Below are 16,487 nucleotides of genomic sequence, written 5' to 3'. Positions count from 1 at the left end.
AATTTAAAGGAGATATGCCTGTGAAAGAAAATAATATAAAATATGAAGCGTTTAAGAGATTGGAACAGTTACGCAAAAAAGGAACTGTGACAGATTATAAAGCTGAGTTAGCGGCATATCGAGATGAAAAGTATAGCAAATAAAACTAATCACCTAAGGAAATTTTCCTTAGGTGATTTTTTAAAATTTCGGTCAATGATGAACCGCAAAGATAAATGCGGTGGTCGAAGACCACTTTGCGAAGCAAAGTTCTGACGTTTTTAAAGGCTTGTAGGTGTGGACAAAGTCCACGGTTTTTAAACTTTCTTTTTTTCTTTTTTGCACATTTTTATATAGTAAATCGTGCAGAGCATAATTCCGAACACCGTTGCTGATGGAGCTGCATATCCGATTTTGTTCAATGTAACACCGGGTATACTGCTCATGAATACCGATACCGGAATACGTACTATAAATGTCTGTGCAATGGACTGTGCCATGGTGAACACTGTTTTGCCGTTGCCGTTGAAATATCCCATATAGCTGAAAAGTATGCTCGTAAGGAATGCCTCCGGAGCAAAGCCCTTTAAATATTCGGCAGATTTAGCGATATATGCCGTATCGGAGGTGAATATTGCTGATGGAAGTTCGCCCTTGAGAGTAATAAATATAGCAACAAAAACTCCTATTATAAAGCCGATCGCCATTCCGTAATAGGTGGCATGCTTGGCTCTGGTCTGCTTTCCCGCACCTACATTCTGTGCCACAACCGTAGAAACGGACTGCATAAGAGAGGACGGCACAAGCATAACGAACGCAACTATTTTCTGTGCAACGCCGTAGCCTGATGATGCATCAAGTCCCAGATTGTTTATTACCGAGCATAGCACAAGAAACGATGTGTTGCAGAGAAGCTCCTGTAATGCCAGCGGAAAGCCGATTTTAACGAATATTTTTACATGAGTGTTAAAGCCGATGTCCTTTTTCGTCATCGTGAAGGGCAGATTTTTCTGCCGGCGTATAATGACCAGCGAAAGAACAACGCTGACAGCCTGTGCAAGCACTGTTGCAATAGCCGCACCCGATACGTCCATGTTGAATACGGCAACAAAAATAAGGTCGCCGATTATGTTCACTATGCAGGCAATAAGAACGAAAAGCAGAGGCAGACGGGAGTTGCCTAAGCCTCGGAATATACCGCTTATTACGTTGTAAGCAACAACGAATATCATTCCGGCTCCACATATCCGTAAATATTGTACCGTAAGCGAATGTGCCGCCTCCGGTGCGTTTAACAGAGCGGAAAAGGTGTCCGCACCGAAAATAACTATTGCCGTAAGTATGGCGGCAAGCACAGTGAAAAACGCTATTGCACCGCCGATTGTTTTGCCTAAATATTTTGTGTTTCCTTCGCCTATGTACCGGCTGATGAGTACGGTAACGCCGGTGGTAAGGCTCGTTATAACGAAGGTAACAAGGTTGATTAAGCTGCTGCCCGTCGATACGGCGGATATTCCGGCAGATGAACCGAAACGCCCAACAACCAGAAGGTCAACAGCACCGTACATTGCCTGTAAAATCAATGCACCGAGAACAGGCAACATAAATTTAAGCAGTTTGGAAAGTAAATTTCCGCTTGTGAAGTCATTGGATTGTGTCATATAGTTTGTGTCCTTTCTTTTGTTGCTTTATTAAATCAGCTTTCAGCCACATTTTTGCTTTTTTCAATGATTGTTTCTGTGTTTTCCACTGTTTCTGTATTGCCGTTTGCTCTGTCAATGTAAACCTTGCTCGGAGAAATACTTATTTCTGTTCCTTCAATTGTAACGTCGTTAAGAAATTCGGTAAATAAATAGCAGGGAACATATGTATAGCCGTCAATGATTACAGTTTCCTGTGAATTGGTAACTGTTCTTGACATATCTATTATTTTAAGCTTTCCGTCAAATTTTACCTCGGCAGAACCGTTGTGTAAATAAGCCTTCTGAATGTATGCATCCTCAATGGTTATGTCGCCGGTGCTTTCGTCCCAGCCGACTGTGTAGCCTAAGCCTTCGCTGACTGCACGCAGAGGAACCATTATGTCTGAACCTTCTTTGTATGGCACAGTTGGAATGGCAGATAAATCAATGGCTTTGTCCGATACCTTAAGTGTGTATGCTCCGTCAGCCGCAAAGGCACTTGTTCCGATGCTCATGGCTGTAATTAATGCAGTTGTAAATATAATTGATTTTTTCATAAAAATGCTCCTTTTAGAAAACTCCATTCAAAAGAATGGAGTCGTTTTTACTGTATTAAGATAAAGATATAAAAATATGATTTATAATTAAGCGGAAGGTATTAGGGAACGAAGAGTTCCCTAAGTTAAATCCGCAGACAGGATTCACTCCTGTCGAGGAGAACGGAGAGTTTCGAGGATTTTTTAAAATCCGATGGAATGAAACGTTCATGCCTCTGTTTAAACCAAGTTGGGAACTATTGACCGTGAAAGATGGCACGGTGGCAAAGCCACTTTTGCAAAGCAAAAGTCATGAAAATAGTTCCCAACTTAATAATTAATATGCTCTTCCCCAATAAACCATATGCTTTGCTTTCTTTCCGCAGCATACGCATGTGTCAGAAATCTCTTCCTGCTCGAAAGGTATACAACGAGATGTTGCGCCTGTCATTTCCTTTATCTTGTCCTCGCAAGCCTGATCTCCGCACCACATAGCCTTTATGAAGCCGGGAGTTTCGTTGATTATCTTTTCAAACTCATCCATGTTCTTTGCAACATATGTCTTTGAGTCACGTCTTGCTCTTGCGTTTTCGAGCATTGAATGCTGAATGTCCTCAAGAAGCTTTGCAACCTCTTCCTCAAGGTTGTCCATTGATACAATAATCTTTTCGCCTGAGTCACGTCTTGCAAGAACAACCTGGTTCTTTTCAATATCCTTGGGGCCTACCTCAAGACGGATAGGAACACCCTTCATTTCGTATTCGCTGAACTTCCAGCCGGGTGACTTGTCGCTGTCGTCAACCTTAACACGGAAGTTTGAAAGTCTGTCTTTAAGCTCGTTTGCTTTTTCAACAACTCCGCCTTTCTGCATTGCGATAGGTACGATGATAACTTGGACAGGTGCAATGGCAGGGGGGAGTACAAGACCGCTGTTGTCACCGTGAACCATTATTACGGCACCGATGATTCTTGTTGTCATACCCCATGATGTCTGGTGTACATACTGGAGTTTGTTGTCCTTGTCTGTATACTGAATACCAAAAGCTTTGGCAAAGCCGTCACCAAAGTTGTGTGATGTACCTGACTGTAAAGCTTTTCCGTCGTGCATAAGGCTTTCGATTGTGTATGTAGCCTTTGCTCCTGCGAAACGTTCCTTCTCTGTTTTCTGTCCCTTAACAACGGGGATAGCAAGATATTTCTCACAGAAATCAGCGTATACATTAAGCATTTTTACTGTTTCTGCCTCTGATTCCTCCTGTGTTGCGTGAGCAGTGTGGCCCTCCTGCCAGAGGAATTCCATTGTTCTTAAGAAGGGACGTGTTGTCTTTTCCCAACGCATAACCGAGCACCACTGGTTGTAAAGCTTGGGAAGGTCACGGTATGAATGAATAATGTCCTTGTAGTGGTCGCAGAAAAGTGTTTCCGATGTGGGACGCACGCAAAGACGCTCTGTGAGCTCTGTCTCGCCACCGTGTGTAACCCATGCAACCTCGGGAGCGAAGCCTTCAACGTGATCCTTTTCCTTCTGAAGAAGGCTTTCGGGAATAAGCATAGGCATATATACGTTTTCGTGTCCTGTTTCTTTGAATTTTGCGTCAAGTGTTTTCTGGATAAGCTCCCAGATAGCGTAGCCGTAGGGACGTATTATCATACAGCCCTTAATGCTTGAGTAATTCGCAAGGTCAGCCTTGAGAACAACGTCTGTGTACCACTGGGGAAAATCCTGTTCCATGTCGGTGATGGATTCAACAAGTTTTTTGTCCTTTGCCATAGTAAAAATCTCCTTATATTAATTTGATGATTGCAAAAAAATAAGCCCGAATCCCATAAAACAGGGACCGGACAAAATTAATTCGTCATATACCGGCGGTGCCACCCAAATTGAAACGGAAAGACCGTTTCCTCTCTGACGGATGCTTTAACGCAGATACCACCGCACGCCGCAGTTTTTTGCTCTGCGGAACTCAAGGGGCAGGTTCAATATCCTCCGAATAAGAGCTTTCAGCCAAATGCTCTCTCTCTGCAAGACGAAAAAATATTTACTAATCCCTGTCATAGTTTTTGTACAAGTGTTATAATAAGCTATATCGTATGCCGATGTCAAGTTAAAATGTGATTTTGGAGGTATTTAATTATGAAGGATAACAGACTTGAGAAGCTCGCAGAGGTTCTCGTAAAATATTCAACAAAAGTAAAACCCGGTGACAATGTGTGCGTTTCGGGCGAAGATTGCGCAATTCCGTTCATTAAGGCAGTTGCAAAACAGGCCATGCTTGCCGGCGGAAACGTAAAATGGTTCGTTGATATGCCCGATATGGACGAATTTCTTCTTAAAAACGGCACAAAGGAGCAGATAGAACAGCCCAATTACCGCTTTGGCGAATGTGCAAGGGCAGATGTATGGATAAGTGCATGGGGAACAGATAACGTAAGCACGCTTTCCTCGGCAGACGGAGAAAAGCTCAAAAACCGCCGTCTTGCCAATGCCGAAAACAGAAAGATATATAATGACCGTTCCGCAAGCGGCGAGCTTCGCTGGTGCGGCACACAGTTCCCGACAAACGGCGATGCACAATATGGCGGTATGAGCCTTGACGAATATGAGGATTTTGTATATAAAGCAGGTTTTATCGATAAGGACGATCCGGTCGCCGAATGGCTCAAAATGGCGGAATATCAGCAGAAATGGGCAGACTGGCTCAATAATGTAAAGCAGCTTGAAATAACCTCGAAGGATACACATCTTACGCTTTCTGTTGAAGGCAGAAAATGGATTAACTGCTGTGGAAACGAAAACTTCCCGGACGGAGAAATTTTCACTTCCCCGGTTGAGGACTCAATAAACGGCTATATAACATATAGCTATCCGGCACTTATGAACGGCAATGAGTTCCATCACGTACGCCTTGAGTTCGAGAACGGCAGAATTATGAAGGCAGCCTGTGATGATGAGGCAATGAATGAAAAGCTCCTTACCTATATAGATACCGACGAAGGCTCAAGACATATCGGCGAGGTCGCTTTCGGCACAAACTATGGCATAACCCGTTTCAGCAGAAATATACTGTTTGATGAAAAGATAGGCGGCACAATGCACATGGCTCTCGGTGCAGGCTTTCCCGAAGCCGGCGGAAAGAATGACTCTGCAATCCATTGGGATATGATAAACGATATGACCGAATGCGGCGAAGTAAAGGCGGACGGAAGGGTTATCTATAAGAACGGTCATTTTTTAGATGAGCTGTTGGGATAAAATACAGATCTTTGCCAATCGGCAATCGAATTTTTGTAGCTAAATTTCGAGTAGCCAAGGGGGTAACGGGGGACGGGAGTCCACCGTATATTCATTACTTTCGCAAGCGAAAGTTGCTAACGCAACCGCACCATCTTGTGCGGTAATATGTGGATCGAGCACGTCGAAACTGCTCGCCGCTTTTCAAACTCATGACTTTTGCTATGCAAAAGCGGTTTTCAACCGCCGCACTGTCTTGTGCGGTCAATATTTCCCGGCGGAAAGTACATACTCCCACACTTGAAGAGTGTGAAAATTAGGATTTAAAGGCACAGCCTTTTGCGAAAATTTATTACAAGTTTTCTTGTAAAAAATTGTAACAATTTACTTTCATAAACTGACAATTTTTCTATCCTCCGAAGGGTTATTATAACTCTCGGGGGATTTTTATTTGTACATATATATAGACCTTGTTTTTGTTATAAACCTTGTCATGGACACAGCCCTTATATGGGCGGCAGGTATATTCCTGAAAGAGGACATACGCTTTCGACGGATACTTCTCGGCGGCGTACTCGGTGCATTGCTGTATGTGGTTTCGCTTGTATTCCTGTACAGCCGCACGCTTTTGCAGATACCGTCCGCAATAGGCTCGATGGTGGTTTCCGTCATAGCCGCATACAGACCGCATTCCTTTCTGCATCTGTTCAAGCTTATGCTTGCGGTCTGCGTTTCGGCGTTTGTTTCCGCAGGAGGATTTTTGGCGGTAATGTTCATGCGGTATAACGGCAGAGGCGTTTTCGAGCATTTCAGCATATGTACCTTATTCGTACTTGCGGTGGCAATATTTATCAGCGTTAAGCTGACAAAGCGGTTTGTGTTTGCGGCGGTAAAGGACAACAGGAGCTATCATAATGTAAAGCTGTATCTCAACGGAAGGACAGCCGAGGTTCGTGCACTTGCCGATACGGGAAATTCATTGCGGGATATATCCGGCGGAAACGAAGTTATAATATGCGAAAGGAGGACAGCCGAAAAAATAATGCCGGAGAATATAGCCCTTGACGGTGACGGAGTGGAGTTGTTCCGAAGGCTTTCCGATACGGAGCTTTGTACAAGGATAAGGCTCATTCCCTTTAAATCTCTCGGAAACGAAAACGGTATGCTTTTGGGTATAAGGTGCGACATGGCAGAGGCAGACGGAATAAAAATACCCAATGCGGTTATGGCGGTTTATGACGGAACACTGGATAGCGGCGGTCTGTTCAGAGCCATTATTAATTATGATACGCTTGATGGGAGGAAACAGGCTTGAGGTTGAATTTTTTTAAAATGCTGTTTTTCAGGTTTAAGGATTGGCTGTGCCATATGCTCTGGAAAACCGGAGAAATCTATTATATCGGCGGCAGTGATACATTTCCTTCGCCGTTGAATGCCGAAGAGGAGGCATTGATGGTCGGCGAGCTTGGCGGTGAAAACGACCTTCATGCAAAGTCGGTGCTTATCGAAAGAAATCTCCGTCTTGTGGTATACATAGCACGAAAGTTTGAAAATACCGGCATAAATATCGAGGATTTAATATCCATAGGCACAATAGGGCTTATTAAGGCGATAAATACCTTTAAGCCGGAAAAGAAAATCAAGCTTGCAACCTATGCGTCAAGATGTATCGAAAATGAAATTCTCATGTATTTAAGAAGAAACAATCGAATACGAGCCGAGGTATCAATAGACGAACCGCTTAATGTTGACTGGGAAGGAAATGAGCTTTTGTTGTCTGACATTCTCGGAACAGAACCGGACTCGGTTTACAGGGGAATAGAGGACGAGGTGGATAAAAGTCTGCTTGCAAGGGCAATGACAAGGCTTTCCGAAAGGGAACGGAAAATAATCAGCCTGCGTTTCGGCATGGCAGGCGTTAATGAGGAAAAAACACAGAAGGAGGTCGCCGATATGCTCGGTATATCCCAGTCCTATATTTCCAGACTTGAAAAGAAAATAATCAGCCGTCTTAAAAAAGAGATCCACAGGCTGTCATAGGAGGTGATAAATATAGTAATCCACAGAGTTGCCGAAGGCGAAACAATATACTCCATATCGGCTGAATACGGTATTTCGGCGGAAAGAATAATACAGGACAACCGGCTGCAAAATCCCGACAGTCTTGTGGTCGGTCAGACAATAGTTATTCTTTTTCCGCTTGAAACCTATACCGTTGCCGAAGGTGATACGCTTGATAAAATATCGGAAAAGACAGGAGTTCCGGTGCTCACGCTCAGAAGAAACAATCCGGTGCTCAATACAGGACTTTTCATATATCCGGGACAGACACTCGTTCTCGAATATACAGGCAGAAAGCTTGGAAATATCGATGTTCTCGGCTATGCCTATACCTATATTGAGGATTATCTTCTTGCACAGACGATGCCTTTTCTTACATATATGAATATATTTTCCTACGGTATAACACCGAGTGGCGGTCTGATAACGGCTGACGATGAAAGAATAATAGCCTATGCAAAGGAATATGGAGTAAAACCAATACTTGTGCTTACGTCACTAAACAAATATGGCGTATTTTCAAGTGAAACCGTATCTATGCTTTTGGCCGATAAGTCCGCACAGGACAGACTGATTGAAAAAGTTTCGGCTGTGCTAAATTCAAAGGGCTATTACGGACTTGATGTTGATATTGAGTTCATAGAGCCGCAGTATGCAGAGGAGTATGCGGCTTTTCTCGGAAGACTCCGCATAAGGCTAAACTCCATGGGAAAGGTGCTTTTTACGGCACTTGCGCCCAAAATATCAGCCGACCAGACGGGATTGCTGTACGAAGGGCATAATTACAGGCTTTTGGGAGAGGCGTCGGACTATGTTTTCCTTATGACCTATGAATGGGGCTACACATATGGGCCGCCTATGGCAGTTGCACCTATTAATAATGTAAAAATGGTGGTGGATTATGCCCTTACGGAAATTCCGGCTGAGAAAATATTTATGGGAATACCGAATTACGGCTATGACTGGAGCTTGCCTTATATAAGCGGAGTGACAAAAGCCGAAAGCATTTCAAATGTTCAGGCAGTTCAGACGGCAGAAACGTACAATGCGGAAATATTATATGATATTACGGCACAGTCGCCGCATTTCAATTATTTTTCCTCAAATATTTCTCCGCTTGTGTCCGCTGTAAACGAACACGAAGTTTGGTTCGAGGATGCCGAAAGCATAAGGAAAAAGCTTGAATTACTTAACGAAAATAACCTCAGAGGAGGAGGTTATTGGAACTTAATGAGGCAATTTCCACAGAACTGGCTTGTACTCAACAGTCTGTTTAATATTAACAATGATAGTTAAATTAATAACACAATATAATTTTTATAGCATAATAGACAAAACAAATACATTTGTTTAGTCATTGTTAATAAAGGCATGTATCGTTATTAGAGCAATATGTATGTTTATTGCGGATTTAATTTAATCTAACGCATTAGATTTAAAGTAATTTATACAAAAATGATACCTTTTTGTATATACGCCTAAAATTATTGACAATTTATTTCATTTACTGTACAATAAACACATAGTCACTTATGTATTTTTACATGGGCGGCTGTTAAAAATTTTGTATCATAAAACAAAGTTTACAAAAGAAAGGGAGAAAAGACATGAAGAAATTACTTTCAGTAATCCTTGCTTCTGCATTGGTTGTATCAATGGTTGCAGGATGCTCTTCATCCAAGACAGAAACTAAGGATGAAACAAAAACAGAAAAAACAGAAACAACTGGAACAGTTTACAACGTATGTAACCTTGTAAACGGTAACCTCGGTGACAAGTCATTCTTCGACTCAGCTGAAGCAGGACTTAAACAGCTCCAGGACGACGGAAGAATTACTTACACAACAATCGAAATGGGCGGCTCATCAGAAGACCAGGCTAAATGGCAGAGCTACCTTGAAGAAGTTTCAGCTTCAGGCGAATATGATATCATCATCTGTGGTACATACCAGATGCCCGATTACCTTAAGGCTGTTGCAGAAGCTTATCCCGATCAGAAATATATCATCTATGATGATACAAGCTACGCACAGGACAACGTACTCCACATCAGCTACAAACAGAATGACCTTGGATTCATCATTGGTACACTTGCAGCTGCTTTAACAACAGATACTTCATTCGAAGGCATCAACGAAGGCAAAGTTGTAGGTTTCGTTGGTGGTGTTGATAGCCCCGTTATCAATGACTTCCTTTACGGATTCCTTACAGGCGCTCAGGCTGTTGACCCCGAAGTTAAGGTTGACACAAGATACGTTGGTAACTACATCGACCCTGCAAAAGGCAAAGAGCTTGCAGAGGCTATGATCAACGACAACAATTGTGACGTTATCTGGGGCGTTGCTGGTAACTCAGGAAACGGTGCTGCTGAAGCTTGCCAGGAATCAGGCAAAGCATACTTCATCGGTGTTGACTCAGACCAGGAAACAACACTTTCACCTGAACTTGCAGCTGTTACATTAACATCAGGTCTTAAGAACGTAGGCCAGTCACTTATCTGGGTATTCGATGAACTTGATGCAGGTAACGAGCATTGGGGCGAATTCGTTGAGCTTGGTATCAACGAAGGCGGCGTTGGCATCGTAACAGATAAGAACTTCCAGACATTACCCGATGCAGTTAAAGATGCAGTTACAGCAGCTGAAGAATCAGTTATCGCTGGTGAAATCGACGTTCCTACAGCAATCGGTGATGAAACAAACGGCGTTGTTACATTAAGAGACTCAATGAAACCCTAATTAAGAGTATATAAACCCTAATTGGTTTTCTTTAAACAATAAGGGGAGCTAAAAAAGCTCCCCTTTTTTTGTAAAACAGAGTCGACTTTACAACTTTTTTACAAAACATTAACCGATTTTGTGCTATTATATATGTATAGAAATTATGTTCCGCTTAATGCTTTGTTGAATGTCCGAGACCTGGGCTCGGCTGTGGCTTGAAACAATTCATTAATTTTTTTATTTATTTAAATAGCCTATTAATGGATTATTTGAAGGTACAGTCATGAAGAATGGGCTTTCAATAAAGTAAATAACGGTGCTTTTTAAAGGGGAAGGCACCGCTAAAAAAGAACGGGAGGTATTCGTCTATGCCAGACAACGAATATGTTGTGCAAATGAAAGGGATAACTAAAGTTTATCCAAACGGAATTGCAGCCAACCAGGGCGTAGATTTCAATGTCAAGAAGGGCGAAATTCATGCTCTTATGGGCGAAAACGGTGCAGGTAAGTCAACCTTGATGAAAATGCTCTTTGGTCTTGAGCAGCCGACAGACGGTGAAATTTTCATCAACGGCGAAAAGGTAAATCTTACATCGCCGACAGTAGCAATTTCAAAGGGAATCGGTATGGTTCATCAGCACTTTATGCTTGTGCCTAACCTTACGGTTGCTGAAAATATTGTTCTCGGTATGGAGCCGAAATCAAAGGGCTTTATTGATTTCAAAAAGGCTAAACAGATAACTGAGGAATATGGAAAGAAATACAATCTTTATGTTGATCCGGATGCAAAGGTAAGAGATATACCTGTCGGAATGAAGCAGAAGGTTGAAATTCTTAAGGCTCTTGTGCGTGGTGCCCAGATACTTATTTTGGACGAGCCGACAGCCGTTCTCACAACACAGGAAACAGATGAGCTTTTCAAAGAGCTTATCCACCTCAAAAATCAGGGACATACAATGATATTCATTTCCCATAAGCTTGATGAAATTAAGCAGATTACCGACCGTCTTACTATTATGCGTGCCGGAAAATCAATGGGTGTCCATGAAACAGCGGGAATTTCAAAAGAGGAAATTTCAAGACTTATGGTTGGTCGTGACGTTGTCCTTACGGTTCAGAAGGAAAAGGCACAGCCGACAGATACAGTGCTTAAGGTTAGAAATCTTGAATATACAAATGAGTGGAACAAAAAAATGCTCGATAACATCTCTTTTGATGTCAGAAAGGGCGAAATTCTCGGTATTGCCGGCGTAGAAGGCAACGGACAGAGAGAGCTTGTTGATATGCTCTTTAACCTCAATGTTCCGGATTCCGGCACAGCAGAGGTAAACGGAAAGAGTATCATCGGCAGACCTCAGAGAGAAATCCGTGATATGGGCGTTTCTCTCATTCCCGAGGACCGTATGACTTATGGTATTGCCGGTTCGGCTACAATCGAGGAAAACCTCATGAGTGACCGTATCGCCAATAAAAAATACAATAAGGGTGCTCTTTTCAATACCCAGGCTATGCACGACGACAGTGACCAGCTTATAAAGGATTATAAGGTTCTTTGCAAAACAAGAAACCAGCAGGTCGGAATGCTTTCCGGCGGTAATATCCAGAAGGTTGTTGTTGCACGTGAATTTTCATGTAACCCCGGCTTTATAATTGCCGATCAGCCTACACGAGGTATCGACGTCGGTGCTACGGAGTTCATCAGAAAGAAGCTTGTTGAGCTCAGCCGTGAAGGTGCAGCCGTTCTTCTTGTTTCAGCCGACCTTAACGAGGTTATGGAGCTTTCGGACAGCCTTATAGTTATGGTAAACGGCAAGATTGCCGCATACTTTGAGGATACATCAATGCTTAACGATACTATCATGGGTGAATATATGCTCGGTATCAAGCAGCAGTCTGATGAAGAAGTAAGGAGGGTTATCCATGAATAAAAACAATCTTAAGGGGTTTGAATTCTTCCGTGGACTGGTTGCAATTCTTATTGCGATTGCCGTTGCATTCATATTTATATTTATTTGTGCGGACGATCCGGCTCAGGCGCTTTCATGTCTTCTTATTAAGCCCATCATTTCAAACGGTGCGCTTAACGTAAAATCGATTCTTACAATATTAGGACGTACAACTCCTACTATTTTTACAGGTCTTGCCGTTTGCGTAATGTTCTCGGCTGACCAGTTCAACCTCGGCGGCGAGGGTGTTACAATGCTTGGCGGTTTCATCGCTGTTCTTCTTGGTATTTATTTACCTATGGCAGCCGGTGTTCATGCGGCTGTTGCTATTATCATTTCAGCAATAGCAGGCGGTGCAGTAATGCTTATTCCCGCACTTGTTAAGGTTAAGCTTAAATCAAGTGAAATGGTTACATCACTTATGCTTAACTATATTATCCTTTATGTTGTTCTGCATTTCCTCAACAACACATTTGCAGACCGTACAAAGGGTTCAACACAGACATATGAGTTCCTTGAAACAGCTAAGGTTGGCACAGTTGTTCAGGGTACTGAATTAACATATGGTTTCTTTATCGCACTTATTGCGACAGTTATTATTGCAATATTTATGTATCGTACACGTTGGGGCTATGCAATCCGTATGATCGGTATCAACGGACAGTTCGCTCAGTATTCGGGACTTAAAGTCGGTACAATCATTATTGCTTCTCAGATAATCGGTGGTGTTCTTTCCGGTATGGGCGGTGCTATCGAATGTCTCGGACGTTATACAACTTTCAGATGGCTTGAGCTTCCCGGCTATGGCTGGACAGGTGTTACGGTTGCAATCCTTGCAAAGAATAACCCGATATTTGTTCCTCTTGCGGCCTTGTTTATAGCTTATCTTAACAGAGGCTGTGAGCTTATGGCTATCTATGCAGGTGTTCCTGCCGAAATGCTTGATATTATTCAGGCTATCATCTTCCTGTTCTTCGCAGCAGAACAGTTCCTTTCTAAGACAAGACAGAAGCTTGTCGTTAAGGAAGCAAAACAGGAAATCAGCGCTAAAGCTGATGTGAAAGGAGAGAACGCATAATGCTTAATCAGTTGACAAGTATGATTTTCACAACAAGCTTTGGTTATTCCGTTATCCGTATTACAGCACCAATTCTTTTTGCGGCGCTCGCTTCTGTTGTTGCCGAAAAAGCAGGTGTAGTTAATATCGGTCTTGAAGGTATAATGATGTTCTCATCATTATTTGGAGTATTGTTTGCATATTGGACAAACAGTTGGCTTGTGGGCGTAATCGGCGCTCTTGTTATCGGTGCAATTTTCGGTCTTATTATCGGTGTATTTGCATTAAAGCTTAAAACAAATATCGTCCTTGCCGGTACGGCGATAAATATAGCCGGTTCTGGTGGTACCATATTCCTGCTTTATATGTTCACAGGCTTAAGAGGAAACACAGCTAACCTCACAACACCTCAGATGCTTATACCGAGAATCAATATTCCTTTAATAAAGAGTATTCCGGTAATCGGGCCTATTTTCTCGGGTCATTCGGTTCTTACATACATTGCGTTTATACTCGTTGCCGTTGTATGGGTTCTTCTTTATAAAACACCGCTCGGACTTAGAATCCGTGCCGTTGGTGAAAACCCCAATGCGGCTGACTCGGTTGGTGTAAGCGTGCTTAAAACACAGTATATTGCCATAATGCTTTCAGGTGCGCTTGCCGGACTTGGCGGTGCGTTTATGTCAATGTATTATTCACAGAGCTGGAACACAGGTATCACAGCCGGACGTGGTTTCATCGCTATGGCTGCACAGGCTATGGGCCAGTGCGAACCTGTCGGAACAATGCTTTCGTCACTTCTTTTCGGTTTTGCGTCTGCACTCGGTAACAAAATGGAAGGTCTTCCCGGCTTCTCATCATACCTTGTTGCATCAATTCCGTATATCGTAACAGTTATTGGTCTTGCTATCTATGCTGTTACTCAGCTTAAGAAAGCAAGAAAAAGAGGACAGTAATTTATTCGAAATATTAAATAAATAAATAAATCATTAGGAGGTTACTGTAATGAAAAGAATACCGGTTATTCTTGACGGTGATCCCGGACATGATGATGCTATCGCATGGGTGCTGGCTAATGCCAGCCCCATGCTTGATATTAAAGCAGTAACATCATGCTGTGGTAACCAGACAATGGAAAAAACAACATATAATGCACTTCGCATTTGTACACTTATCGGACTTAATGTTCCGGTTGCAAAGGGCAGAGTAAAGCCGTTCCTTAAACCGCCTATGGTAGCACCCAATGTTCATGGTCAGTCCGGTCTTGACGGCCCTAAGCTTCCCGAGCCTGCCTTTGATGTTGTGCCGGAGGACGCTGTAACGCTTATGGCAAGAATTATCGAGGAAAGCGACGAGCCTATAACTCTTGTTCCTACGGGCCCGCTTACCAATATTGCCGCACTTTTCATGGCTCACCCTGAGCTTAAGAAGAAAATAAGCCATATCTATCTTATGGGCGGTGGTATTCATCACGGAAACTGGGCGCCTGCGGCAGAGTTCAATATACAGGTTGATCCAGAGGCTGCGGCTTATGTTTTTGCAGCAGGAGTGCCTATCACTATGGCAGGTCTTGACGTAACAGAAAAAGCACAGATTTATCCCGAAGAATTCGAAATTATCAGAGGCCTTGGAAGTAAGGTTGCAACAACAGTTGCAGAATGGTTTGATTTCTTCTTCCAGTATCATAAATCACTCAATGGCTATAAGGGTGCTGCCGTTCATGATGCAGTTGCAATCGTTGCCATGACTAATCCTGAAATTTTCGAGGTTAAGGATATGTATGTTGAGGTAGAAACCGACAGCGAGTATTGCAACGGAGCCACAATCGGCGATGTTCACGGCGTTTTAGGTAAAAAGCCTAATGTTCATGTGCTTTGGAACCTCGACAGAGATGCCTTTGCAAAGATTTTGATTGATGCGGTAAGAACCTATGGGGAGGTGTCCGAATAATGGAAAAAATTCCTGTATTTTTTGATTGTGACACAGGTACAGACGATGCGGCGGCTATACTCATTGCCGGAAAAATGCCTGAAATAGAGATTGTTGGCTTAGGTGCGGTAGCTGGAAATGTCGGCATAGAGCATACATATCCCAATACCTGCCGAGTTGCAAAGCTTGCCGGTATTGACGCACCGGTATATAAGGGTGCGGAAGAGCCTATGTTCAGACCGCTTGTAAAGGCAGAATATATCCATGCAAACGACGGTCTTGGCGGAAAAGCAGATACAATTTCGGATATTCCCGTTCCTGAACCGCCGAAAACAAGAGCATGGGACGCAATATATAATGAGGCTGTTAAGCATAACGGCGAGCTTGTTGTTGTTGCTGTCGGACCTATGACGGACCTCGGTATTGCACTTGCAAAATATAAAGAACTGCCTAAGCTTATCAAAAAGGTATATATAATGGGTGGCTCGGCTTCCTTCGGTAATATTACACCTGCGGCTGAGTTCAATATTTATGTTGATCCTGAAGCGGCTAAGATGCTGTTCGAAAGCGGAATTCCTATCTATATGTGCGGTCTTGATGTAACAGAGAAGGCATATCTTACACCGGAGGAAATGGATGAGATAGGCAATATAGGCACAAGAGCGACTGAATTTATTGCCGATGTTTGCCGTTCATCACTTGAGTTCTATCTTACAAGAGGATATAAGGGCAAGTTCATGCACGATTCATGCCCTATGCTTGCCGTTGTACATCCTGAAATATTCAGCGGAAAGATGGCAGGCATTGCAGTTGAAACAAAGGGTAAAATAACACTCGGCAGAACAGTCAGCGATTACTACACAGACAGAAAGTTCGATTTTGAGAACGCTTTTGTTGTAACTGATGTTGACAGAGAAAAGTTCGTAGAGCTTACACTTGAGTATTTGAAGAAGTGAAAACCTTGGGACTTTGTCCCAAACCCTACCAACCTTTAAAAAGGTTGGATCTAAATTTTGATTAAAACACCATTCGCATGAATGGTGTTTTTTACTTGAATAAGTATATTGTATAAATTTAACATATTATAATTTAGGTCAAGCCTTTTATGAACCGCAAAGTATGCACCCCGAAGAAAACGGGGCGGTCGCAGACCGTTTTGCGTAGCAAAATGCTTTGACCAATGAACCGCAAAGATAAATGCGGCGGTCGCAGACCGCTTTGCGAAGCAAAGTTCTGAAGATAAATGCGGTGGCGTAGCCACTTTGCGAAGCAAAGTTCTGACCATACTAAGGCTTGCAGGTGTGGACAGAGTCCACGGTTTTAATTGACTATTTTTGTTTTTAGT

General features: G+C 42.8%; 14 protein-coding genes and 1 other annotated feature. Of the genes, 11 read left to right on the top strand and 3 right to left on the bottom strand.

Features of this window, described 5'->3' with window-relative positions; all coding sequences use genetic code 11:
• The first annotated feature begins 20 nt into the window (after window positions 1-20).
• Window positions 21-143, top strand: a complete 123-nt coding sequence (locus tag KQI66_RS11365) for a hypothetical protein (RefSeq protein WP_256441557.1) — start codon at window positions 21-23, stop codon at window positions 141-143.
• 153 nt (window positions 144-296) lie between these two features.
• Here KQI66_RS11365 and KQI66_RS00990 read toward each other — a convergent pair whose 3' ends face one another.
• The 3 genes from KQI66_RS00990 to proS form a co-directional block, all read right to left on the bottom strand.
• Window positions 297-1,640, bottom strand: a complete 1,344-nt coding sequence (locus KQI66_RS00990) for an MATE family efflux transporter (RefSeq protein WP_216426841.1) — start codon at window positions 1,638-1,640, stop codon at window positions 297-299.
• Window positions 1,641-1,675: 35 nt separating this feature from the next.
• Window positions 1,676-2,218 (bottom strand): stalk domain-containing protein, encoded by a 543-nt coding sequence (locus KQI66_RS00985; RefSeq protein WP_216426840.1) that lies wholly within the window; start codon window positions 2,216-2,218, stop codon window positions 1,676-1,678.
• Between the two features lie 316 nt (window positions 2,219-2,534).
• Window positions 2,535-3,968 carry a proline--tRNA ligase gene (proS, locus tag KQI66_RS00980; RefSeq protein WP_216426839.1) on the bottom strand — a complete coding sequence of 478 codons (1,434 nt, stop codon included), beginning with the start codon at window positions 3,966-3,968 and terminating at the stop codon, window positions 2,535-2,537.
• A gap of 59 nt (window positions 3,969-4,027) precedes the next feature.
• Window positions 4,028-4,262: a binding site (T-box leader), on the bottom strand.
• Window positions 4,263-4,331: 69 nt separating this feature from the next.
• On the opposite strand from proS, the gene KQI66_RS00975 reads away from it, so the two are divergent.
• From KQI66_RS00975 to KQI66_RS00930, 10 genes are all read left to right on the top strand, one after another.
• Entirely contained in the window at window positions 4,332-5,450 is a 1,119-nt protein-coding gene (locus tag KQI66_RS00975) for an aminopeptidase (RefSeq protein ID WP_216426838.1), read from the top strand.
• Window positions 5,451-5,880: 430 nt separating this feature from the next.
• Window positions 5,881-6,744 (top strand): sigma-E processing peptidase SpoIIGA, encoded by an 864-nt coding sequence (locus KQI66_RS00970; protein ID WP_216426837.1) that lies wholly within the window; start codon window positions 5,881-5,883, stop codon window positions 6,742-6,744.
• Window positions 6,745-6,761: 17 nt separating this feature from the next.
• Complete coding sequence (gene sigE / locus KQI66_RS00965; RefSeq protein WP_216426983.1) at window positions 6,762-7,469, top strand: RNA polymerase sporulation sigma factor SigE; 708 nt, start codon at window positions 6,762-6,764, stop codon at window positions 7,467-7,469.
• Between the two features lie 3 nt (window positions 7,470-7,472).
• Window positions 7,473-8,786: a LysM peptidoglycan-binding domain-containing protein gene (locus KQI66_RS11200; protein ID WP_330654924.1), complete on the top strand. Its 1,314-nt coding sequence runs from the start codon at window positions 7,473-7,475 to the stop codon at window positions 8,784-8,786.
• Between the two features lie 311 nt (window positions 8,787-9,097).
• Entirely contained in the window at window positions 9,098-10,228 is a 1,131-nt protein-coding gene (locus tag KQI66_RS00955; RefSeq protein WP_216426836.1) for a BMP family ABC transporter substrate-binding protein, read from the top strand.
• 350 nt (window positions 10,229-10,578) lie between these two features.
• Entirely contained in the window at window positions 10,579-12,138 is a 1,560-nt protein-coding gene (locus KQI66_RS00950) for an ABC transporter ATP-binding protein (protein ID WP_216426835.1), read from the top strand.
• Window positions 12,131-13,234 (top strand): ABC transporter permease, encoded by a 1,104-nt coding sequence (locus tag KQI66_RS00945; RefSeq protein ID WP_216426834.1) that lies wholly within the window; start codon window positions 12,131-12,133, stop codon window positions 13,232-13,234. Before KQI66_RS00950 ends, KQI66_RS00945 begins: the two co-directional genes overlap by 8 nt.
• Window positions 13,234-14,169 (top strand): ABC transporter permease, encoded by a 936-nt coding sequence (locus KQI66_RS00940; protein ID WP_253287607.1) that lies wholly within the window; start codon window positions 13,234-13,236, stop codon window positions 14,167-14,169. Before KQI66_RS00945 ends, KQI66_RS00940 begins: the two co-directional genes overlap by 1 nt.
• Window positions 14,170-14,218: 49 nt before the next feature.
• Window positions 14,219-15,163, top strand: a complete 945-nt coding sequence (locus KQI66_RS00935) for a nucleoside hydrolase (protein WP_216426833.1) — start codon at window positions 14,219-14,221, stop codon at window positions 15,161-15,163.
• Window positions 15,163-16,098, top strand: coding sequence for a nucleoside hydrolase (locus KQI66_RS00930; protein WP_216426832.1), 936 nt, complete (start codon window positions 15,163-15,165; stop codon window positions 16,096-16,098). Before KQI66_RS00935 ends, KQI66_RS00930 begins: the two co-directional genes overlap by 1 nt.
• The last annotated feature ends 389 nt before the right edge of the window (window positions 16,099-16,487 follow it).

Origin of the sequence: Anaerotignum sp. MSJ-24, from assembly GCF_018918145.1 — a bacterium.
In the GTDB taxonomy this organism is placed as follows: Bacteria; Bacillota; Clostridia; order Lachnospirales; family Anaerotignaceae; genus Metalachnospira.
This window is presented reverse-complemented; position numbering and strand designations above follow the sequence as displayed.